Source organism: Robiginitalea rubriflava, assembly GCF_052540725.1.
The window spans coordinates 606,367-628,779 of record NZ_CP199309.1; the positions used below are offsets into that span (position 1 = coordinate 606,367).

Annotated in this window: 18 protein-coding genes and 2 tRNA genes; 12 read left to right on the forward strand and 8 right to left on the reverse strand. The window is 49.0% G+C overall.

Features of this window, described 5'->3' with window-relative positions; genetic code table 11:
• The first annotated feature begins 58 nt into the window (after positions 1 to 58).
• The 7 genes from ACT6NU_RS02780 (at position 59) to clpX (ending at position 7,217) form a co-directional block, all read left to right on the forward strand.
• On the forward strand, positions 59 to 772 hold the full coding sequence (locus tag ACT6NU_RS02780; protein WP_445382937.1) for a pyridoxine 5'-phosphate synthase: 714 nt from the start codon (positions 59 to 61) through the stop codon (positions 770 to 772).
• Positions 772 to 1,539, forward strand: a complete 768-nt coding sequence (locus tag ACT6NU_RS02785; protein WP_445382938.1) for an alpha/beta fold hydrolase — start codon at positions 772 to 774, stop codon at positions 1,537 to 1,539. The genes ACT6NU_RS02780 and ACT6NU_RS02785 overlap by 1 nt, the downstream gene beginning before the upstream one ends.
• A 128-nt stretch (positions 1,540 to 1,667) precedes the next feature.
• The gene (locus ACT6NU_RS02790) at positions 1,668 to 3,248 is read left to right on the forward strand and encodes a G-D-S-L family lipolytic protein (protein WP_445382939.1); all 1,581 of its coding nucleotides are present in this window, start codon (positions 1,668 to 1,670) and stop codon (positions 3,246 to 3,248) included.
• 66 nt (positions 3,249 to 3,314) lie between these two features.
• A complete protein-coding gene (locus ACT6NU_RS02795; RefSeq protein ID WP_445382940.1) occupies positions 3,315 to 3,662 on the forward strand; it encodes a phage holin family protein in 348 nt (115 codons plus the stop codon).
• Positions 3,663 to 3,760: 98 nt separating this feature from the next.
• Entirely contained in the window at positions 3,761 to 5,083 is a 1,323-nt protein-coding gene (gene tig / locus ACT6NU_RS02800; protein ID WP_445382941.1) for a trigger factor, read from the forward strand.
• 121 nt (positions 5,084 to 5,204) lie between these two features.
• Positions 5,205 to 5,885, forward strand: a complete 681-nt coding sequence (gene clpP, locus ACT6NU_RS02805) for an ATP-dependent Clp endopeptidase proteolytic subunit ClpP (RefSeq protein WP_445382942.1) — start codon at positions 5,205 to 5,207, stop codon at positions 5,883 to 5,885.
• 96 nt (positions 5,886 to 5,981) lie between these two features.
• Positions 5,982 to 7,217 carry an ATP-dependent Clp protease ATP-binding subunit ClpX gene (gene clpX, locus ACT6NU_RS02810; protein ID WP_445382943.1) on the forward strand — a complete coding sequence of 412 codons (1,236 nt, stop codon included), beginning with the start codon at positions 5,982 to 5,984 and terminating at the stop codon, positions 7,215 to 7,217.
• On the opposite strand, the gene ACT6NU_RS02815 is transcribed toward clpX, so the two are convergent.
• The 4 genes from ACT6NU_RS02815 to ACT6NU_RS02830 all read right to left on the reverse strand — a co-directional run bounded on the left by ACT6NU_RS02815 (position 7,218) and on the right by ACT6NU_RS02830 (position 11,255).
• Positions 7,218 to 7,805 (reverse strand): hypothetical protein, encoded by a 588-nt coding sequence (locus ACT6NU_RS02815; protein WP_445382944.1) that lies wholly within the window; start codon positions 7,803 to 7,805, stop codon positions 7,218 to 7,220.
• 153 nt (positions 7,806 to 7,958) lie between these two features.
• A complete protein-coding gene (locus ACT6NU_RS02820; RefSeq protein WP_445382945.1) occupies positions 7,959 to 8,474 on the reverse strand; it encodes a hypothetical protein in 516 nt (171 codons plus the stop codon).
• Between the two features lie 85 nt (positions 8,475 to 8,559).
• Positions 8,560 to 9,708, reverse strand: a complete 1,149-nt coding sequence (locus tag ACT6NU_RS02825) for a helix-turn-helix domain-containing protein (protein ID WP_445382946.1) — start codon at positions 9,706 to 9,708, stop codon at positions 8,560 to 8,562.
• A 17-nt stretch (positions 9,709 to 9,725) separates the two neighbouring features.
• On the reverse strand, positions 9,726 to 11,255 hold the full coding sequence (locus tag ACT6NU_RS02830) for a GH3 auxin-responsive promoter family protein (RefSeq protein ID WP_445382947.1): 1,530 nt from the start codon (positions 11,253 to 11,255) through the stop codon (positions 9,726 to 9,728).
• Positions 11,256 to 11,327: 72 nt separating this feature from the next.
• On the opposite strand from ACT6NU_RS02830, the gene ACT6NU_RS02835 reads away from it, so the two are divergent.
• Positions 11,328 to 12,122, forward strand: a complete 795-nt coding sequence (locus ACT6NU_RS02835) for a DUF2797 domain-containing protein (protein ID WP_445382948.1) — start codon at positions 11,328 to 11,330, stop codon at positions 12,120 to 12,122.
• A gap of 20 nt (positions 12,123 to 12,142) precedes the next feature.
• Here ACT6NU_RS02835 and ACT6NU_RS02840 read toward each other — a convergent pair whose 3' ends face one another.
• The 3 genes from ACT6NU_RS02840 to sppA all read right to left on the reverse strand — a co-directional run bounded on the left by ACT6NU_RS02840 (position 12,143) and on the right by sppA (position 17,391).
• A complete protein-coding gene (locus ACT6NU_RS02840) occupies positions 12,143 to 14,854 on the reverse strand; it encodes an AsmA family protein (protein WP_445382949.1) in 2,712 nt (903 codons plus the stop codon).
• A 71-nt stretch (positions 14,855 to 14,925) separates the two neighbouring features.
• The gene (locus ACT6NU_RS02845) at positions 14,926 to 15,636 is read right to left on the reverse strand and encodes a queuosine precursor transporter (RefSeq protein ID WP_445382950.1); all 711 of its coding nucleotides are present in this window, start codon (positions 15,634 to 15,636) and stop codon (positions 14,926 to 14,928) included.
• Positions 15,637 to 15,639: 3 nt separating this feature from the next.
• Entirely contained in the window at positions 15,640 to 17,391 is a 1,752-nt protein-coding gene (sppA, locus tag ACT6NU_RS02850; protein WP_445382951.1) for a signal peptide peptidase SppA, read from the reverse strand.
• 119 nt (positions 17,392 to 17,510) lie between these two features.
• Between sppA and folK the strand changes: the two genes are divergently transcribed.
• Complete coding sequence (gene folK, locus ACT6NU_RS02855; protein WP_445383825.1) at positions 17,511 to 18,650, forward strand: 2-amino-4-hydroxy-6-hydroxymethyldihydropteridine diphosphokinase; 1,140 nt, start codon at positions 17,511 to 17,513, stop codon at positions 18,648 to 18,650.
• A 112-nt stretch (positions 18,651 to 18,762) separates the two neighbouring features.
• On the opposite strand, the gene ACT6NU_RS02860 is transcribed toward folK, so the two are convergent.
• Positions 18,763 to 19,302, reverse strand: a complete 540-nt coding sequence (locus ACT6NU_RS02860) for an RNA methyltransferase (RefSeq protein ID WP_445382952.1) — start codon at positions 19,300 to 19,302, stop codon at positions 18,763 to 18,765.
• Positions 19,303 to 19,459: 157 nt separating this feature from the next.
• Between ACT6NU_RS02860 and mutS the strand changes: the two genes are divergently transcribed.
• From mutS to ACT6NU_RS02875, 3 genes are all read left to right on the forward strand, one after another.
• Positions 19,460 to 22,075, forward strand: coding sequence for a DNA mismatch repair protein MutS (gene mutS / locus ACT6NU_RS02865; protein WP_445382953.1), 2,616 nt, complete (start codon positions 19,460 to 19,462; stop codon positions 22,073 to 22,075).
• 109 nt (positions 22,076 to 22,184) lie between these two features.
• Positions 22,185 to 22,257 (forward strand) — tRNA-Gly (locus ACT6NU_RS02870).
• 43 nt (positions 22,258 to 22,300) lie between these two features.
• Positions 22,301 to 22,385, forward strand: a tRNA-Leu gene (locus ACT6NU_RS02875).
• The last annotated feature ends 28 nt before the right edge of the window (positions 22,386 to 22,413 follow it).

Below are 22,413 nucleotides of genomic sequence, written 5' to 3' on the forward strand. Positions count from 1 at the left end.
CAAAAGGCATGCCTAATTTGTATTTTTGCGGGGATTTTCAATAATACCCATGGAATTGATGACTAGACTCAGTGTAAATATCAACAAAATAGCGACGCTCAGAAACGCCAGGGGCGGAAACCTCCCAGACCTGCTGAAAACAGCTAAAGACATAGAATCCTTTGGAGCCGAGGGCATTACGATTCACCCCCGTCCTGACGAAAGGCACATCCGTTACCAGGATGCCCGGGACCTTAAATCCGTAGTCCGGACAGAGTTCAACATAGAAGGAAATCCGATTGATTCTTTCGAAAAGCTGGTACTTGAAGTGCTTCCTGAACAGGTTACTCTGGTACCGGATGCCCCTGACGCCATTACCTCCAACGCCGGCTGGGACACCGTCAAAAATCAGAAATACCTAAGGGAAGTAATTGAAAGGTTCAAAAAAGCAGGGATACGTACCTCTATTTTTGTAGATCCGGACCCCGAAATGGTTCGGGCTGCAAAAGATACCGGAACAGATCGGATAGAATTGTACACGGAAAGCTATGCCAAAGGCTTCCCGGAAAATCCGGAAAAGGCCGTTGCGCCCTTCCGCAGAGCTGCAGAAGCTGCCCTCGAAGCAGGGCTGGGCCTCAATGCAGGCCATGACCTGAATCTTGAGAATATCCGCTTCTTTAAGGAGCAAATCCCGGGTTTGCTGGAAGTATCCATCGGCCACGCGCTCATCTGTGAGGCATTATACCTGGGTCTTGAAAACACTATAAACATGTATAAACATCGCCTGTCCTGATGGAGTTATATTCTAAAGTACTCGGAGCAGGACAGCCGCTGATAATCCTCCACGGTTTTCTGGGCATGTCTGACAACTGGAAAACCCTTGGAAAGAAATATGCAGACAGCGGGCTGGAAGTACATCTGCTGGACCAGCGCAATCACGGCAGAAGCGGCTGGGAAGTGCAATTTGACTATCCTACGATGGCAGCTGACCTCCTGGAATATATGGATAACAAGGGCCTTTCCACTGCGAATGTGCTGGGGCATTCTATGGGCGGGAAAACCGCAATGGAATTTGCCTGCCGCTACCCTTCCCGGGTGTCAACCTTATTGGTAGCAGATATCGCCCCTAAATATTACCCCCCTCACCATAAACAAATTCTGGATGCACTCAATACCATCCCCCTGGAAAAAATGCAGTCCCGGACCGAGGCCGATGATTATCTGGCCGAAAGCATCCCCGAATGGGGCGTAAGGCAGTTTCTGCTCAAAAACCTGTATTGGGAAAGCCCTAAAAAGCTGGGATTCCGTTTTAACCTGGAAGTGCTGAGCAACTCCATGGAAGCGATCGGCGCGACCCTGGAATCAAACGCTGCCTACAACGGGCCTGTTTTGTTTCTGCGCGGCGGGAATTCTGACTACATCAAGGATTCAGATGCCCCTCTGATGAAAAAGCATTTCCCCGACTATCAGCTGGTAACCATCCCCGAAACGGGGCACTGGCTGCATGCTGAAAAGCCAGATGTTTTCTTTGAAAAAACGATCACATTTATCAAATCCTGAATCAATTGGCCCTTATATTATGCATGCATAATTTTTTTAGGGGTCATATTGCGAGTGTCATAATTTTAGTTAATTTTGAGAATGCCTGTCCGAGGGGCGGTACTATCAACTAACTCAAATTTGATCTTATGAAAAAGCTTTTGGCTTTACTGGCTGCTCTAGGCCTTTTTTTCGTGTCCTGTAGCGACGATGATGTTATAACAGATCCCGGACCGGATCCTGATCCTGTCAATTATACCAGTGGCTCTGCTGACTTCAGCAACTATGTTGCCGTGGGAAATTCACTCACTGCCGGTTACTCCGATGCAGCCCTTTTTATAGATGGACAAACTGCCTCCTATCCTAATATGCTGGCAGGTTCATTTGCCCTGGCGGGGGGTGGGGATTTTACCATCCCTTTTATGGCCGACAACCTGGGGGCCTTATCACTTGGGGGCAATCCAATTTTCGGAAACCGCTTATTCCTGGATTTTTCAACAGGAGACCCCTTACCTACCCCGGTTCCCGGACAGGGAACCACTGATGCGGCAAATATACTCGCAGGGCCCTTTAACAACATGGGCGTACCCGGTGCCAAAAGTTTTCACCTGGTAGCCCCGGGCTATGGAAATGTCGCAGGGGTATCCGCTGGTCTTGCCAATCCTTATTTTGTGCGCTTTGCAAGTGATCCGGGCACTACCATCCTGGCGGATGCCGTTGCCCAGAACCCAACTTTTTTCACGCTTTGGATTGGAAACAACGATGTACTCAGCTTTGCCACCTCAGGGGGCGCCGGGGTAGATCAAACCGGCAACCTGGACCCTACCACCTACGGCGGGAACGACCTTACTGACCCTCAGGTTTTTGGAAGCGTTTACAATACCTTGTTACAGAGTCTGACGGCTAACGGAGCCAAAGGGGTAGTTGCCAACATACCTGATGTAACGACCATTCCGTTTTTTACTACGGTCCCTTTTGCTCCCCTGGATCCGACCAATCCGGATTTCGGGCCGCAGATACCGCTGCTTAATGCTCAGTTTGAAGACCTTAACAATGTCTTTGCCTTTTTAGGAGTACCGGAGCGCTCCATAACCTTCAGTACCACTGGTGCAAGCGCTCTTTTGATAAAGGATGAGGATCTCCCTGATCTTTCTGCTCAGATAACAGCCACACTAATAGGGGGTGGCCTGGATGCTCCCACAGCAGGCCTGTTGGGAATGCTCTACGGACAAGCCCGCCAGGCAACGGCTGACGATTTAATTGTATTTACCAGCCAGACGGTAATTGCAGAACTCAATACAGATGCTTTCGCCATGTTGCAGGGACTGGGGCTTCCTGCAGAAACAGCCGGGCAGTTATCCATAAATGGAATCACTTACCCCCTGGAAGACCAGTGGGTACTGACGCCTGAGGAACAGGATATGGTGGCCAATGCTACTGCAAATTTCAATGCTACCATCGAGGCCCTGGCGGATACCTACAATCTGGGTCTTGTGGATGCCAATGCCTATGTGAATACGGTGGCCACCGCAGGGGTTCAACTGAGTGACGGAAGCGTTGTTACAGCAACCTACGCTACAGGTGGAGGGTTTTCATTGGACGGGGTGCATCCCTCCCCGCGCGGCTATTCCTTGATTGCGAATGAGTTTATTGAGGTGATTGAAAATACCTACGGTGCTGAACTGCCAAGGGTAAACCCTTTGAATTTCACCGGCCTGTATATCAATTAGAAAAATTTAATATTATATTTAAGGGTACTGCTTAAAGGGTGGTACCCTTTTTTAATCCTGACCGTTATGAACTTTGTCATTCGATTATTACTGAGCGCCCTGGCAGTTGTATTATTGGCCAACATTCTTCCGGGGGTAAGTGTTGCCTCCTATTGGGTAGCCATCCTGGTGGCTGTGGTCCTGAGCCTGCTTAATTTTGTGGTTAAACCACTGTTGGTGATCTTTACCCTGCCGGTTACCATCCTGACACTGGGGCTCTTCCTGCTGATCATCAATGCGATCATTATCCTCTTGGCAGACTGGCTGGTGGATGGCTTTGATGTTGCCGGAATCTGGTGGGCATTGCTTTTTTCCCTGCTTTTGTCGCTGCTGCAATCCATTCTTTTTTCCTTCCTAAAGCAGGATTCCAAATAGCAAACTACTTATTGAAAGACAGTCGGTTAAAAACTTGCCCGGCGATATAAAATAAGCTATTTTTGCATCCCATTTTTATATGCTTAAAAAATCGCTAAATGAATATTACCAAAGAGCAAATAGATGAGCTGAATGCCGTTCTGAAAGTTGCTATTACCAAAGAAGACTATCAGGAGAAGGTCGATAAAATACTCAAAGATTACCGAAAGAATGCCAATATTCCGGGCTTTCGCAAAGGTCAGGTCCCAATGGGGCTGATCAAAAAGCAGTACGGCCGGGCGGTTTTGGTAGATGAGGTAAACAAATTAATCCAGGATAACCTGAACAACTACTTGGTAGAAGAAAAACTGGATGTGCTGGGGAACCCCCTGCCGAAACAACAGGATAATTTCAATTGGGATGCCGATGAATTTGCATTCGAATTTGAACTGGGCCTGGCGCCGGAATTTGAGGTTTCACTGAAAACCAAAAAAGCTATTCCGCATTACAAGATTGTTGCAGACAAGAAAATGATCGATGACCAGGTCTTAAGGATCCGTAAGCAATACGGGAAGCTGGTTTCCAAAAAGGAAGTTGGCCCAAAGGATGAAGTGAATGGAACCTTTACCAATGAAGCAGAAGGGATCGATCAGAAAAGCACCATAGAACTTTCCAAGATCAAGAGCAAGAAAGCTATTGACGCCTTGAAAGGTAGTAAGGTTGGCGAGACGGTATCCTTAAAAACAAAAGGCCTGTTCAAGGAAGCCTATTTACTGCCCAGCACCCTGGGAATTGAAAAAGAAAAGGCCGAAGGACTCCATATTGAAGTTGATTTCACCATTGCTGAAATCAATGAGAGGGAGCCTGCAGAGTTAAACCAGGAATTATTCGACAAGTTATTCGGAGAAGGCAAGGTAAGCTCTGAAAAGGAAATGCGTGCAAAGATCAAAGAAGATTCAGAAGGGCAGTTCCAGCAGCAATCAGACCAGAAGCTTCTCAATGACGTGACCGAACGCCTGATTGAGATCGTAAAATTTGATCTCCCTACCGAATTCCTGAAAAAGTGGATGCAAACCACAGGGGAAAACCCATTAACTGAGGAACAAGCCAGCGATGAATTTGAACGTTCCGAAAAAGGGCTGCGGTACCAGCTGATTGAAGGGAAGCTCATTAAGGATCACCAGCTGGATATTCAATACGATGAATTAAAGGGATTCGCCAAAGGTTTTATCAAAACCCAGATGGCCCAATACGGCCAGCTCAACCCCAGGGAAGAAGACCTTGAAAATATCGCATCCCGGGTTATGAGCAACCAGGAAGAAGTCAAAAGGCTTTCTGAACAGCTGATGAGCCAGAAGCTACTGAAGTTGTACAAGGAAAAGGCCAATTTAAAGAACAAAGAGGTTACTTACGAGGAGTTCGTAAAAGAAGTGTACGGCTAGGGAAGACCCGGCTGGCACAAATTAGCGCGAATTTCAGCGGGAATTATTAAAAATAGTATCTTTACGGTGCCGGAGAAATTTCTTTCGGCACCTTTTTTTTAACCACTAGTGAAGGCAATTGATGAACTATACAAAGGAATTTAAAGATTTCGCCATTAAGGACCAGGGGCTGAGCAGCCTGTATCTGGAAAGCGGGCTACAGAGCATGTACCCGGTCAGTATGACCCCTAATATTATTGAAGAACGGCAGCTCAACGCCATCGCCATGGACGTGTTCTCACGGCTGATGATGGACCGGATTATTTTTCTGGGAACAGGGATCAATGACCAGGTAGCCAATATTGTACAGGCCCAGCTATTATTCCTGGCCAGTGCGGATTCTTCCAAAGACATTCAGATTTATATCAACTCCCCGGGCGGAAGTGTATACGCCGGGCTGGGTATTTACGATACCATGCAGTTTATTAAGCCGGATGTGGCTACCATCTGTACGGGAATGGCCGCCTCCATGGCTGCCGTACTGCTTTGTGCAGGTGAAAAAGGAAAACGCAGCGGGCTGAAGCATTCCCGGGTGATGATCCACCAACCCATGTCGGGAGCTCAGGGACAGGCGAGCGATATCGAAATTGCAGCCAAAGAAGTCCTGAAAATAAAGGATGAACTCTATCAGATCATTGCCAAGCACAGCGGGCAATCTTTTGACAAAGTTTATGAAGACAGCGACCGGGATTACTGGATGAATGCAAAAGAAGCCAAGAAATACGGAATGATCGATGAAATCCTGGAGCGGGACAGCGAATAACCGTTGGTCGGACCTTCTGGACTGAAGCCCGAAAACCGGGGCCTGAAGACAATTTTACGGACAAAAAACGTTTTTATCTTATAGACGCGCTCAATTATGGCTAAGGAGAATTTAGAATGTTCCTTTTGCGGGAGGAAGAAACCCGAAACCAATCTGCTGATTGCAGGGCTGGACGCGCACATTTGCGACCGCTGCATCGAACAGGCTCATGGGATTGTGGCAGAGGAGTCCCGGCAAGCCAAAAGCGATGACCTGTCTTCTGAACTGGTCCTGAAAAAACCCATGGAAATAAAGGGCTTCCTGGACACCTACATTATTGGGCAGGAACGCACCAAAAAAGTTCTATCCGTAGCTGTATACAACCATTACAAGCGCCTTTTGCAGCCCTCTTCCAAGGAAGACGAAATCGAAATACAGAAAAGTAACATTGTCATGGTCGGGCAAACCGGGACCGGAAAAACCCTTATGGCTAAGACCATTGCACGCATGCTGAATGTTCCCCTGGCCATTGTGGATGCAACCGTACTTACGGAGGCCGGGTATGTGGGAGAAGATGTGGAAAGTATCCTTACCCGATTATTACAAGCGGCTGACTACAACCTCGAAAAAGCAGAGAGAGGGATCGTCTTTATAGATGAAATAGACAAGATTGCGCGCAAGAGCGATAACCCCTCTATTACCAGGGATGTTTCCGGGGAGGGCGTACAACAGGGACTTTTAAAGTTACTGGAAGGTACTTCCGTAAATGTACCGCCAAAAGGCGGGCGGAAGCATCCGGACCAGAAATTTATTGAGGTCAATACTGAAAATATACTCTTTATTGCCGGCGGGGCCTTTGACGGTATCGAACGCATTATTACCAAGCGGCTCAATATGCAGGCCATTGGCTATAGTGCCACCAAGCGCGAAGAAACCCTGGATGCCGAAAATGTACTGCAGTATATTATCCCCAAAGACTTAAAGGAGTTTGGACTGATTCCTGAAATCATCGGCAGGTTGCCGGTACTCACCCATATGAACCCCCTGGATCGCAAGACCTTACGGGCCATCCTTACCGAACCCAAGAATGCCATCATCAAACAATACGAAAAGTTATTCCAGATGGACGGCATCAGTTTTAAGATAACCGAACAGGCCTTAGACTACATTGTGGACAAGGCAATAGAGTATAAACTGGGGGCGCGCGGGTTGCGTTCGTTATGCGAGGCGGTCTTTACAGATGCCATGTTTGAATTGCCGAGCTCTGATGAAGACGAGTTTAAGGTAACCAAGCCCTATGCTGAGGAGAAATTGTCTTTTGAAACGATCAAGAAACTGAAGGCTGTTTCCTGATTATCCCTGATATTGCTTTTTCAATACATCGTCCAGAAGGTTCATACACACTTCCCGGATAATTTTCTCATCCGAATACAGTTCACGGCCAAAGCGCGGAACTTTTTTATATTCGATGCCCCGGGATACAGCCCAGGAGGCTGAAGGCGCATCTTCCTGGTACTCTCCGAACATCAGTTTTACCGGGCAGGAAGGTTTTTCAAGCTGCTCGCTGAGCAAAACTGGGGAGACAGAATATAAAGATTTTACAGGAAGGCCCATAAGGGCAGCCTGCCAGGCGATGGTGCCCCCGGCACAAAAGGTCAGGTAGTGGCTGGGGGTTTTCTCTTTTCGCATTAATTGCCGGGCTGCTCTTTCCACTCCACCCGCGGCCAGGGCTTCACAAATATTTTCAGGGGTACTTCCGGCAGATTCAATTCCGCTTAATTGTTGGCTATCGTAAAACACGATATCAAAATACTGCTGCAGATATCCCAGGTAAGAGGTAATCCACAGCCCTTTTTTGGAGCCCCACATGTCAGATAAAATCACAAGCCTTTCCGCCATAGTTGTAGTATTGATAAGAATAAGCAGGTTAATTCGGGACATGAATTTGGGTATTATTTACGGAAACCAGCCATTTTTTAGTTCAGCAGAGGTAAATTATCGACGTACATCCCTGTAAGGCACATTTTACAAGGATATAAGGCATTTATTTACCATAAAACAATACATTTAGTTAAGAAACTATTTATCAGCATATTAGAACCTCTTTCCGAAACTAATTCCCGCCCTGGGGTAGCCCCAGTTCAAAAAATCTCCCCCTTCATCTAAGCGCCTTCCGAGTCCTATGTAGGCCTTTCCCATCCAGCCTTTAACACTGATCAGCTTGACCCCGGCAGCAAACCCAAGACCAAAGGAAATCTTCTTATCATAAGAACTACCGCTTGGAGTAAAGACCAATACATCATTGTAATTATAAATTGCCGCATTAGCCTCCACAAAAAATCCATCCGCCCGGTTATTCCCAAAATAATACCTGAAAAAAGGAGCCAGACCCTGCTGAATCTCGATTTCATTATCCAGGGCGATCGCCAGGGAAAAGCCTATGCCCATTTCGTCTGAAAGGATACGTTCATACGTTATTTCGGGAATTTCCAATACGGAATACAAAAGGTTCAGCGATAGTTCGTTAGAGCCCGAAGCCGGATCGGTGGGCTGTTGGGCACTTGCCATCCCAAGGGAAAGACAAAGCCATACGTACATCAAGGGTTTCATAACTTTGGATTTTGGTTCACCGCAAAGCTATGAGTGTGCAGCTTGTGGCTATCCCATATCCTGTAGCAGGCAAAAATCCGGACAATTATTGCAAAACAGTGGGCGCGTTCCGGCGATACTGCGTAGGGGTCATCCCGGCAAATTTCTTAAAAGCGTTATAGAAGGTGGATTTGGAATTAAAGCCGCATTCCAGGCCAATGGAAACAATGGTGTAGGGAGCAAATTCTTTCATAGAAAGCAGTCTGCAGGCTTCCTCAACCCTATAGGAATTGATATAATCTGAAAAGTTCTTGTCGGAATGCTGGTTTACAAGCCTGGAGAGCGTACTGCTGCCCATGTTGAGTTCTTCCGCCACGCCGTCCAGGCTTAAATAGGGGTCGAGATATTTTTTTTCCTCGCGTATAAAGGCATCAAATTTTTCAAAATCCCGATGGTGCTTCGCATTGGACTGCCCCGATTGGGCGGGCTGTATAAGCGGACCGGATCCCCCTTGCCCTACCCTGACGAATTCCCTGAGTGCCAGACGGTCTTTAAGCAGTACATACTGAAAAAAAGCCTGGTAACCCACCCAGTAAATCAACAGGGAGGAACCGATTCTCAACGGGTAATAGCTATAAGGTGGCTTTATGTTTTCGGAAAAGATATTCAAAAGGATGGCTACCAGCCAAAGTGCAATGACCACCCCGCCCAGCTTCATGAAAGTCTTCACCCAGTTCAGGTTGTCAAAGGTTAGTATAGGCCGGTAAAGGGAATCGTATTTATAGATAATGCGGATGCATTTCACAAAGAGGGCAAGGGAATAAACCAGCGTAACCAGGTCTTCCAGATAGTCGTACATATTGATGTCCTCCCGGTTCATAATGCCCCGTGAGATCAGATAAAGCATTATGATCCTGCAGCTGACCTCCAGGAAAAAAATGGTCAGGGTAAGCCGGATAAAGGGCAATTTCCGTTTTTCAATCTGCAGATAATACACCAGGAAGGTGTAGAAGAAGGGAACTATGAGCACATACCAGGGAAACACAAAATGCTCCACATAATAATTGAAAGATAACAGGCCTTTATCCACACACCAGGATTGCAGGTTGTTCAGGGATATAAAAAGCACAAAGAGATTCAGGAAAACAACCGGCTTTTCCAGCCTTCGTCGGGTCAGGAAGGTAGCGATATTAAAGATAAAGCCCTGGACAGCCCCTGCAATCATCAGAAAATTAAAAATTGCAGTCCAGTCCATTTTCGATTAATATAGTCTTAAACCTGACTTATGGGTTGGTTATCTTTAAGTAGCTCATCCATGTATTCCCGGCTATTGGAGAGGCGGGGTATTTTATGCTGGCCTCCCAGTTTCCCCTTGGCTTTCAGCCAGTCGTAAAACAGGTTATCCCTTGCTACATTGAGCTGTATGGGGTTCAGGGTGATATTTTTATAGCGCTTGGCCTCGTAATCTGAGTTAAGCTGCTGCAGGGCCTTGTCCAGTTGTTCTGAGAATTGACCCAGGTCTTTGGGAGGATTTCTGAATTCCACCAACCATTCGTGGGCACCCTTTTCTCCGCCCGACATAAAAATTGGCGCAACTGTATATTCTTTAATACTAGCCCCGGTTTGGGCGCAAACCCTTTTGAGGGCCTCTTCGGAGTTCTCTATAATAAGCTCCTCTCCAAAGACATTGATATGGTGTTTGGTACGGCCCGTAATCCGGATGCGATAGGGGCTGGTACTGGTAAAGCGCACCGTATCCCCAATCTGGTAGCGCCAGAGCCCGGCATTTGTGGTGATGATGATCGCATAGTTTACGCCCTGCTGCACTTCCCAGAGCGGAATGACCTTTTGTTCGGGCTTGCCGAAAGTGTCCATTGGGATGAATTCATAGAAAATCCCGTAGTCCAGCATCAGCAGCAGGTCCTGGCTGTTATTCTGGTCCTGAATGGCAAAAAAACCTTCAGATGCATTGTAGATCTCGTAATAACGGAAGCGCTCCCGGGGCAACAATTGGCGATACTGCTCCCGGTAGGGGTTAAAGCTGACCCCACCGTGAAAATACACCTCGAGGTTCTCCCATATTTCAAAAAGGTGCCTTTTTCCGGTTTTCTCCATCACCTGATTGAGCAAAACCAGCATCCAGGAGGGTACCCCGGCCAGGCTGGTAACGTTTTCCTGAATGCTCTCCTCAATGATAGCCTGCAGTTTGTGCTCCCATTCACTCATAAGGGAAACCCGGTTGCTGGGGGTACTGCTCAGTTCTGCCCAGAAGGGCATATTATCGATGAGGATGGCGGAGAGGTCGCCGAAAAAGGTGCCATTGTCTTCGTATAATTCCTTACTGCCACCCAGGCGCAGGCTTTTGCCTGTAAATAATTGCGAATCCGGGTTGTTGTTCAGGTAAAGGCACAAGAGGTCTTTGCCGGACTTGTAATGGCAATCTTCCAGGGCCTCGGTACTCACCGGGATAAATTTGCTCTTGGCATTGGTGGTACCGCTGCTTTTGGCAAACCACTTGATGGCTGTGGGCCAGAAAATATTCTGTTCCCCTTTTCGGGCCCTTTCAATCATGGGCTCCATCTCTTCATAGGTGACGATGGGTACCCGTTCCGCAAAGCGCTGGTAGCTGGTAATGCTTTCATAACCATACTGCAAGCCCACTTCGGTCTCGTCCGCAAAATCGAGCAGGTTCAGCAATACTTCCTGTTGCACTTCTTCCGGGTACTTCAGGAATAATTCGATCTGATGATACCTTTTTTTGAGTAACCAGGAGGCAATTGAATTGAAAAGCGGAATAGGCATTTTTGGTATCTTTACGGCCGGGGGACAGTTTTTAAATATACTATAAAATTCTATTTCTTAAACCAAGAATTCATGCAGTACGAGGGTGTTTTACGAAAAATGCAGACCGAATTCCACTCCCCTATAGACTATTATCTGGTCTTCCCGGGAGATTTTATACATATGAACCTGCTGCTGGATCAGCAGATCCGGATTCATTTCATCAAATTCCAGTGCCTCAACTGCGGGGAAGACCGCCCCATTTACCGGCAGGGATATTGTCGGAACTGTTTTTTTGAGACCCCTGCTGCCGGGGACTGGATCATGCATCCAGAAAAAAGCACCGCCCACCTGGACAAAGAAGACCGGGACCTGGAATATGAAAAAAAAATGCAGTTGCAACCCCATATTGTGTACCTGGCCAACTCCAGTAATGTGAAAGTAGGGGTTACCCGAAAGGCCCAGGTCCCGACCCGCTGGATAGACCAGGGGGCACATGAAGCTATCGAAATCGTAGAAACCCCCAACCGCTACCTGGCAGGGATCACGGAAGTAGCCCTGAAGGAACATGTGAGTGATAAGACCAATTGGCGCAAAATGCTGAGTAACCACCTGGAAGATGTGGATTTGTTTGCCTGGCGGGAACGCCTGAAACCCTATATTCCGGAAGAAGCGGCCCCCTATTTTATAGGGAGTACCCAGGAAACCGTACTGAAATTCCCGGTGCTGCAGTACCCGGAAAAGGTCAAAAGCCTGAACCTCGATAAAACCCCGGAATACAAGGGTACCCTAAAAGGCATCAAAGGACAGTACCTCCTTTTTGAAGACAATACCGTCTTTAACGTCCGCGGGAGTGAAGGGTACTACATTGGCCTGAGCCTTCTTTAGAAAGACTGCTCAAACAAGGCTTACTGAACCGAATCTTTAGCGGTTTTTACCGTGTCTTTTTTCTTTTTCCCAAGCAAACCGCCTAACAGATCTTTAGCTGCTTTTTTGGCTGCCTGCTCTCCCGTACTGGTTTTTGGAGCCGTGCTGTCTTTTGCTACGGGACCACTTACCTCTTTAAGGATCCCGCCGATTCCTTTTTCCGCTGCGCCACCACTTGCAGTGCTGTCAGTGGTCGACTGCTGCCCGGTCAGGATATTGCCCAGCAGGCTTTTGGCTTTCTCGCTGCCCTTGTCAATAAGGCGCTGTTTTTGCAAGGCCACCAACTGTTCGCCCAGCTGCTTTACCCCGCTGCTAAAATCGGTGCTGACCTCAGGGGAGTTGTAGTTCCCTCCTATTTGAGCCGTTACGGGGATGGTTAGTCCCTGCAGGGAAGGGTCGTTCAGCTGGGTAATCAGTTTATTGACTTCCGGGCCCAGATATTTTGAGGGCACATTAAGGACGGCTTTATAATTGAGTTGCTGGTCAAAGGTGTGGCCTCCGCTTACTTCAATGGCAATATCCTGATAGGCTATCGTAAAGGGTTTAACCTGTACCCGTCCATTTTCAAAGGACAATGCTGTTTTAAGGGACCTGAGATCGAGTTTTTCCATATTCAGGAACTCCAGGCGTGAATCCAGGGCCTGCATAACCTGGGCTTTACGCCCGTTGATTTCCGAGGTTAACAGCTCTGCTGCCACCTTTCCACCCAGGCTCATGAGGTCCGGGCTAAAATCGTCCGTAAGCGCGCCGGAAAGGTTTACTGTGGAATTCAGGCGGCCTTCCAGTATGGAGGCAATAGGCGCCAGGGTCTTGAACAATTCTATGGCTCTGAAGGTCTCTGAAATTTTAAAATCGCTGATACCGAGGTTCATATCGAAGCGGGGTTTGTCCTGCAGGGTGTTCAATTCCCCGTTCAGGGAAAGGCTTCCTTCGAGGGCCCTGCTGCGCACCTCCTTAAATTCGATTTTCTGATCGTGTATCCGCAATTCCCCGCTCACCTCTTTGAGCGGGAGTTGATCGTACAGTACCTCCCCTGCCCTGCCGTTGATCACCAAATCCAGCTTGGCGGGAATTTTGAAGGCCGCTGCAGCCGGTTCCCCTCCCTGCCCAGGATTGGTTGCCTCCGGGGTCTGAAAATCACTGACTACCAGCTTCTGGGAGTTCAAATCAAAATTTCCCTGGAGCAGCCCGTCACTGAGCAGGGCCCCCAGATAATTCCGAAGGCTGCCGGTAAGGCTGAAGTCACTTTGCCCCAGACGACCGCTGAGTTGTTGCAGGCGGGCTGTGGCAGGGTCAAAACTTATGGCGGCATTCTGAATGCTTACGGGATCCTTAAACGAGGCCGACTCAAACCTGAGTTCCTTTGCTGAAAGGGTTCCTGAGGTTTTAATCCTGGAATAGTTCTTTTTTTCGACGGCTTCCATATCAAATTCGGATTGCAGGTCCATTTGCAAACGGCCGGCCAGGCCGGGATCGCTTTCCAGCGGGTAGGTCTGGGCAATCTTCCCCAGGTCCAGGTTGCCTTTCAGGGCTGCCTTTACACGGGGGTTTGCCGTTAGCTCGCGAATGGTGGAACTGAATTCAAAAACATCTGAATCAATTCGGAAACTGGCGCCGGGTATTTCGAGCCAGGTATCTTCAGCCTGTCCGCTCTGGTTGTGCAAGGCGGCTTTAAAGTTAATATCGCTCACCCCTTTGGGTAACTGGGGGTATTTGTAGGACGCGCCTTCCGCCTGCATTAAGATTTCAAAACCGGGGATACGGGTTTCTGTATTTGGCCCCTTTATAGTCCCTTCCAGGTTAAACTGCCCGGTTGTGGCAACCCCCTCAAGGTTACCGGAATAGGCTTCGGGTACCAGGGCCAGGAAATTTTTAAAGTCGGAATCCGGGGTTTTGAATTGCAGGTCCAGGTCCTGCCCCTCTTCCGTCAGGCGGACGCTGCCCTCAAATACCAGCGGCATCTGGTTGATGGTACCCGTATTCTCCTTAAAGGTATAAGTGTCTGTTTCCAGATCTATCCCTATAAGGGCATCCAGTTGCAGGCTGTTTTTATTGAGGTACTGCAGGCTGTCCATGGAAAAACTGATCCGGGCATCCGTATGGGTTTGTAATTCCGACTGCGCCAGAGAGAGGTCGCCACGTCCATTATGGTTGATTTCAGAGAGTTCAAATTCTATTCCCCCCTTCATGTCCTCATACCGTATCCGGGCATTTTGCAGGCGGTATTCCTGCAGATCCAGGGTGAACCCTTCAGAATCCTCCTCAGCAGTTTCCGGGGACTCATCCGGAAGCGCAATTAAATAATTGGCCCGGTCTTCAGTGTCAACTATTAGGCGTAAATCTGCCCCGTCAACAAATAGTTCGCGAATGCCGATGGGTTCCCCTTCGCCTTTGAACAATTCAGAAATCCCCATCACCAGGTAAGCTTCAGAAGCTTTAAAGAGGGTATCCTCTTCAAAAGGTGCATTATTGATAATGACCATGTCGGTAAGCGAGACCCGGGCATTGGGAAAACTGCGCAGCAGACTCAGGTCCGCATCCGCAAAATCGAAACGGGCATCGATGGATTTATTGACATTGTTTTTCAGGATGGGGCCTATCTTGGCTTCCAAAAACAGTGGGATGGCCACTAACAAGCCCAGCAGTACCAGCAGGGAGATGGCCAGCCATTTTAAAATTTTCTTTGTCTTCATGGGTGATTCAGGAGTTTGTATTCGCTTTTGTATTTATTCGGTCCTGCCTGTGCGGATTTTCCGGCTGCTTCTTAAAAGTCTAGCTGGATTTCCTCGTTTTGCTTCAGGCCAAACCGCCGTTTCAATATATATACGAATAAATAGAGAAAAGGGGTGTCGATAAAGGCAATTAAAACTTTGAAGAGGAAGCCGCTGATTACCAGGCCATAATACAGCTCCCAGGGAATAACACCGAAGATACACAGCAGGCTTACCACCGTAAAGGTGTCTATGAATTGAGAGGAGAAAGTGGAAAAGTTATTCCGCAACCAGAGCATTTTTCCATTGGTTACCCGTTTCCAGAAATGGTAGATGGCAATATCCACATACTGTGCCAGCAGGTAGGCCAGCATTGAAGCCAGAACCGCTATTGGCGAAAGGGCAAATACCTGACTGAAGGTATCATCCCCGATGGGGGAGGATTCAATGGCCGGTGCCCAGTTGGCCAGCAGAATAATCCCCATGGAAAAAAAGGAAGCAAAAATCCCGGCGGTTACCACCTGGTTGGCTTTCTTTTTCCCGTAGATTTCGGAGATCAGGTCGGTAATGAGGAAGGTAATCGGATAGGGCAATACGCCAACCGAAATTTCGAAAAGGGGCGCCCCCAGAAATTCTATATCCCCAAAAGGCCTCCAGTAAAAAAATTTCTGGAAAATGAGGTTGGAAACTACCAGGGAAGTGATAAAAAGGGCTCCCAGATACAGGTAAATACGATAAGCCGCTTTCTGGTCTTTAAGATTCATAAATTACTGGATCTTGAGGGTGTATGGCATCCGCGCCTGAAGCCCTTCCCGGCCCAGTTGGGTCCTGATTTCTTTAAGGATCTGGGCCCATTCGGAACCCAGTTGCGCCTCAAGGCTTGCCTCTGACACCTTTGCTGTGGCCCCTAGATCATCCATCAGCCGTTCCAGGCCCGATTTATAACGCGGCAGGTTCTGCACCCGGAATTCAGAAACGCCTGCAAGTTCTGCCGCTACTTCCAGGGCTCTATCAAGACCACCCAGCTCATCAATCAAGCCCAGTTCCAGTGCCTGGGTACCACTCCAGACCCTGCCCTGTGCAAGGCTGTCTGCGCGCTGCAAGCTAATGCCCCGGCCATCGGCCACCCGTTTGAGAAAGGTTTGATAGCTTTCTTCAACCCCTTCGGTCAGGACTTCCCGGAAACCATCGCTCATGGGCTCAAAAAAGGAATAATCTATGCTGTACTGGTTGGTTCCCACCTGCTCTGCATTGATGCCGATCTTCTCCGAAAGGCCTCCCATATTGGGTATGGTCATAAAGACCCCGATAGATCCGGTAATTGTCGTAGGCTCCGCAATGATCTGGTCTGCACCCACAGCCATATAATAGCCCCCGGAAGCGGCTACATCGCTTATAGAGACCACCACCGGTTTCTTTTCCTGTGTCTGTCTGATCTCCCTCCAGATGATTTCAGAACTCAGGGCACTTCCCCCGGGGGAGTTAATCCGGATGACCACCGCCTTGATCTGATCGTCCTCACGGGCTTTTTTCAGGGCCTTTTGCATCATCCCCTGCCCGATGAATTCAGGGCTGCCTTCGCCGTAAAGGATTTCTCCCTGGGCAAAAACAACAGCTATTTTATCTTTTCCGCTATACTGCCTTTTGGCTTTGGTATAGACCAGATAGTCAGACAGATTGAGGATCTCCGGCTTGTCTTCCCCTGAGCCACTGGCCTTGGCCAGCTTACGATTGTACTCATCCTTGTAAAGGGTTGCGTCAATAAGGCCGGTATTAATGGCTCCCTGGGCATTACGGGCTTCCAGGTTTTCCGCAATAGCGTCCAGCCGCTCTACACCTATGCCCCGGCTATCACTGATTTCCTGCCGGATCTGCAGCCAGATCGACTCGATCAGTTCACTGATCTGCTCCCGGTTCTCAGCACTCATCTGATCTGAAAGGAAGGGTTCTACAGCGCTCTTGTATTTTCCATGGCGCACCACCTCCATCTTCAACCCGGTTTTTTCCTGAAAATCAGCAAAATACAGCACCTCTGCGCCCAGGCCCTTAAAATCCAGGTTGCCTACCGGGTTCATAAAAATGCTGTCTGCCACACTGGAGAGGTAATAGTCTTTCTGCATGTAAAAATCTCCGTAAGCGTAAACGAACTTTCCGGATTCCCTGAAATCTTCCAGGGCATTGCGGATGGCCCGCGTCTGTGAAATCCCGGCAAGCAGATATGGCCCGTTCAGGCTGATCCCTTTGATGCGGTCGTCTTCTTTAGCAAGGTGGATAGCTTTGGTAATCTCATTGAGACCCTGTGTTCCGTTAAAAAGCACGGCAAAAGGGTCTTCCGGATCGGTATCTGAATATTCGGCAATGGGATAAGGGAAATTCACCTGCAGTACAGAATCGGAACGAACGGCCACTTTACTGCCCGAATCCAGAAGGCTTGCAAAAAAGATGAACATAAAGAAAATGATCCCGAAAGCCATCAGTGTTCCCAGGATTGCTGCCAGCAAGTTGCGTAAAAATGCCATGTGTACCTTACAATTTTAGGCGCAAAGATAACTATAAAGCAGCGATATTTTCCCTTCCCCGGAACTATGCCACCACAGCGAAGCAAAGTCCGCAGCTTTTCCTTACTTTGCTCCCGGATATGAATGGCCTTACAACATCTTATTTGTCCCTGGGCAGTAATCTGGGGAACCGCGCCTACCATTTGCAAAAAGCGCTGCTGGAAATTGACAAGCGGGTCGGAAAGGTTTTGCAGATAAGCCCTGTTTACGAGTCTCCGGCCTGGGGCTTCGAGGGAGAAGACTTTTTAAACTGCTGCATTGCAGTGCAGACCAGCCATACTGCTGAAGAACTGTTAGGGGAAGTACTCCGCATTGAATCGGAATTGGGAAGACTGCGCTCGGCAGATGGGAATTACCAGTCACGAACACTGGACATCGATATACTGTATTTCGATCGGGAAATAGTTTCGGAAGACCACATCAAGGTCCCGCATCCGCAATTGCAAAAGCGCCGTTTTGTCCTGAAACCCCTCGCAGACATTGCCCCTCAGTTTTATCACCCGGTACTGAACAAAGACAGCCGGAACCTGTTGCAGGAATGCCGTGACAAGACCCCTTTAGAGAAAACGGGCGTGCAGTTATATCCCAATCTGAAAAGCCTGTTCGCCAGCCATGACTTTATCGCCATTGAGGGGAACATAGGGGCCGGAAAGACCACCCTGGCGACCAAGATAGCCGAAGAGCTGAACGGAAAACTCATCCTGGAACGCTTTGCAGACAATCCCTTCCTGCCCAAATTTTACCAGGACCAGGCGCGTTATGCCTTTCCGCTGGAAATGTCCTTTCTGGCAGACCGCTACCAGCAGTTTATTGAGGATACCCGGCAGCTGGACCTGTTCAGCAGTTTTATGATCAGCGACTACGATATTTACAAGAGCCTGATCTTCGCAAAAGTAACCCTGGGGCCTGAAGAATTTGAACTCTATCGCAAACTTTTCGGTTTTATGTACAAGGAGGTACGCAAGCCCCGACTGTACATTTACCTCTACCAGCAAACCGATCGCCTTTTGGAACAGATTGCCCGCCGCGGGCGCGATTACGAACAGGGCATCCCTGCAGATTACCTGGAAGACATTCAGAGAGGCTATTTTGCCTTTATGAAGAATTCGCCGGACCTGAATTCACTGATCATAGACGTGAGCGAGCTGGATTTTGTCTCCCGTCGGGCAGACTACGAAATCATTATCGACCAGATGGTCCGATTTACGGCCGGAAAGTAGCAGTAGTCGAATTATCAGGGCAGAATTTGCAAAAATGCCGGTTTTTTTATTTCTTGTCCACCGGTTTAAATAACCAAACTGACTAACTCAAATACTAATACCTGTCCCGGTTCTAAGGAGCCGGGATTTTTTTTGTCTTAGACCAGTAGTCCCAGACCACTATTCCTGCTGCCACAGAGATATTCAGTGAATGTTTGGTGCCCAGTTGCGGAATCTCCAGCACCCCGTGACAGCAGTTGACCACTGCCTGTGAAACCCCTTTGACCTCATGGCCCAAAATAAAGGCATAGGGCTTGCCGGGATCCGGCTCAAAACGATCCAGGGCAATCGATTGTTCGGTCTGTTCTACCGCATAGCACTGGTACTTTTTCCTGAGAGATGCCAGCAGGTCTTCGGTGCTTTCGACATATTCCCAGGCCACACTCTCGGTGGCCCCCAGGGCGGTTTTACGGATTTCCTTATGCGGGGGGCGGGCCGTAATGCCGCAGAGGTATATTTTCTCTATACGGAAGGCGTCGGCCGTACGGAAAACCGAACCTACATTGTGCAGGCTCCTGACATTATCCAGGACAAGCACAGCAGGGGTTTTGGGGGCTTCCTTAAAGGCTTCTACATCCAGGCGATCCAGTTCCTCGTTTTTTAATTTGCGCATCCGTATCTCTTAGCTTTCACAAAAATACACTAAAAGCAGATTTTGACATCCGGCGTATCATTGAGGTAAGTTATCCCAAAATATCAACATCCGTTGAACAGTGGCGGCGAATCCCTTATTTTCGTTTGTCTGCAACTCAAAATCACTTTTACTCTATATGGCGTCCAAAGGAAAAAAAGAAACCCCGCTGATGAAGCAGTATAACGGTATCAAAACCCGATACCCGGATGCGCTTTTGCTTTTCAGGGTGGGTGATTTTTATGAAACTTTTGGAGAGGATGCCGAGCGGGCCGCAAAGATCCTGGATATTGTGCTTACCCAGCGCAACAACGGCGGCGACCAGACTGCCCTGGCCGGGTTTCCGCACCATGCGCTGAACACTTACCTGCCCAAGCTGGTAAAGGCGGGGCAACGGGTAGCCATCTGTGACCAGCTGGAAGACCCCAAGCAGACCAAGACCATTGTAAAGCGTGGGGTTACAGAACTGGTGACGCCCGGGGTTTCACTAAGCGACGAACTCCTGCAGGCTAAAGACAACAACTTTTTATGCGCCCTGCATTTTGGGAATACCCGTATGGGGATTTCCTTCCTGGATATTTCCACCGGGGAGTTTTTCCTGGCCGAGGCGGGGCGGGAAGGGATTGACAAATGGCTTCAGAACTTCCGGCCCAAGGAAGTCCTGGTCTCCAAAAAACACAAGGAGGAATACAAGTCCCTCTTTGGCAACCGCTTCCACCATTTCTTTGTGGAAGACTGGGTATTTCAGGAAGATTATGCCCGTGAAACCCTCATGGGCCATTTTAAAACGGCCGGGCTGAAAGGCTTTGGGGTCGAGACCATGCCCGCAGGTATTATCGCTGCCGGGACGGTGCTGCACTACATCAATGAAACGCGGCACCGGCAATTGGGGCACATCTGTACCCTGAAGCGACTAGCTGAGGAAGAGCATGTCTGGATGGACCGCTTTACCATTCAGAACCTGGAAATTTTCAATACCCGGGAAGACAAGGGTGTTTCCCTGCTGGAAGTCATCGACCAGACCACCACTCCCATGGGTGGAAGACTGCTCAGACGCTGGCTGGCCATGCCACTGAAAGAAATAGAAGCTATCGGCAAAAGGCACCGTGTGGTTGCCCACTACGTCCAAAAGGACGAGGAAGCCCTGAAACTGCAAGGGCTGCTCAAACGGATCGGCGATCTGGAACGCCTGATCGCCAAGGTGGCTGCCGGAAAGATCAGCCCCAGGGAAACCGTGCAACTTAAAAATGCGCTGGAAACCCTGGTGCCGGTTAAAGCCCTGGTATCTGCAGCCACGGAAACGGAAGTGGCCGCACTGGGTACAGCCCTGGACCCCTGTGAGCCGCTACAGGATCGCATTAAACAAATGCTGTTGGAAGAGGCCCCGGTTAGCATTGGCAAGGGCGCTACCATTGCGGAGGGGTTTTCTCAAGAGCTGGATGAGCTGCGCAAGCTGGCCCACTCCGGCAAGGACTACCTGGACCAGATGCTGGAGCGGGAAACGGAGCGCACGGGGATTACTTCCCTTAAAATAGCCTCCAACAACGTTTTTGGCTACTACATTGAGGTGCGCAATACCCATAAGGACAAGGTGCCGCCGGAATGGATCCGCAAGCAGACCCTGGTAAGTGCCGAACGCTACATTACCGAAGAACTCAAGGAATACGAGGCCAAAATCCTGGGGGCGGAAGAACGCATCCTGGACCTGGAACAGCAATTGTTTGCACAGTTGCTGGTCTGGATGCAGGAATATGTGCAGGCCGTGCAGCAAAATGCGCAGCTGATCGCCCGTCTGGATTGCCTCTGCAGTTTTGCCCGCCTGGCATTGGAAAACCAGTATACCGCCCCGGAAATGAATGAGGGCACTGCCTTAAAAATTACCAACGGACGCCACCCGGTTATTGAAAAGCAACTGCCGGCCGGGGAACCCTTTATCCCCAATTCCCTGGAAATGGATCGGGAAAAGCAGCAAATTATAATGATCACCGGGCCCAATATGAGCGGAAAGTCTGCCATCCTGCGGCAAACGGCCCTGCTGGTAATGCTGGCACAAATAGGGAGCTTTGTACCGGCCGAGGCAGCCGAAATGGGTGTGGTAGACAAGATCTTTACCCGGGTGGGTGCCAGTGACAATATCTCTTTGGGGGAATCCACTTTTATGGTCGAAATGAACGAGGCCGCCTCCATCCTGAATAACCTCTCGGAGCGCAGCCTGATTTTGCTGGACGAAATTGGCCGGGGGACCAGCACCTACGACGGCATCTCCATTGCCTGGGCTATTGCCGAATACCTGCACGAACACCCCTCCCGGGCCAAAACGCTCTTTGCCACCCACTACCACGAACTCAATGAGATGGCCACTACTTTTGAGCGGATCCGCAACTTCAATGTTTCCGTAAAGGAGCTTAAAGACAAGGTGTTATTTTTACGCAAGCTGGAACCCGGCGGCAGCCACCATAGCTTCGGGATTCATGTAGCCCGAATGGCCGGGATGCCACAACAGGTGGTTCAGAAAGCCCAGAAAATCCTCAAGAAACTGGAGAAAAGCCACTCCAGCGATGAACTGACCGGGAAACTTAAAGCCAGCCCGGACGACCTGCAATTGAGTTTCTTCAACCTGGACGACCCGCTGTTGGAGGAGATCAAGGAGGAAATCCTGGACCTCAACATCGATACACTTACCCCTGTGGAGGCCCTGATGAAGCTCAACGAGATCAAACGGCTACTCACTGCCAAAAAACGGGCCACCTCTTAGAAATTTACCGCTTGCCGGGAGTTGGTTTTTAGAGAAAAAGTTCTTTCTATTTATCAGAATTGTATTAAATTTGCCTCCGCATCTTAGCGATGCAGGGTTCTTTAATAATGCGAAAATAGCTCAGTTGGTAGAGCGCCACCTTGCCAAGGTGGAGGTCGCGGGTTCGAATCCCGTTTTTCGCTCGACCAAAAACGCTGCAGGGCAGCGTTTTTTTGTTCACCACGGGCTCGAGTGGTGGAATTGGTAGACACGTTGGACTTAAAATCCAATGGCCATTGCGGCCGTGCGGGTTCAAGTCCCGCCTCGAGTACAGATAGGAAGAAAAGTCAGAGCAATTG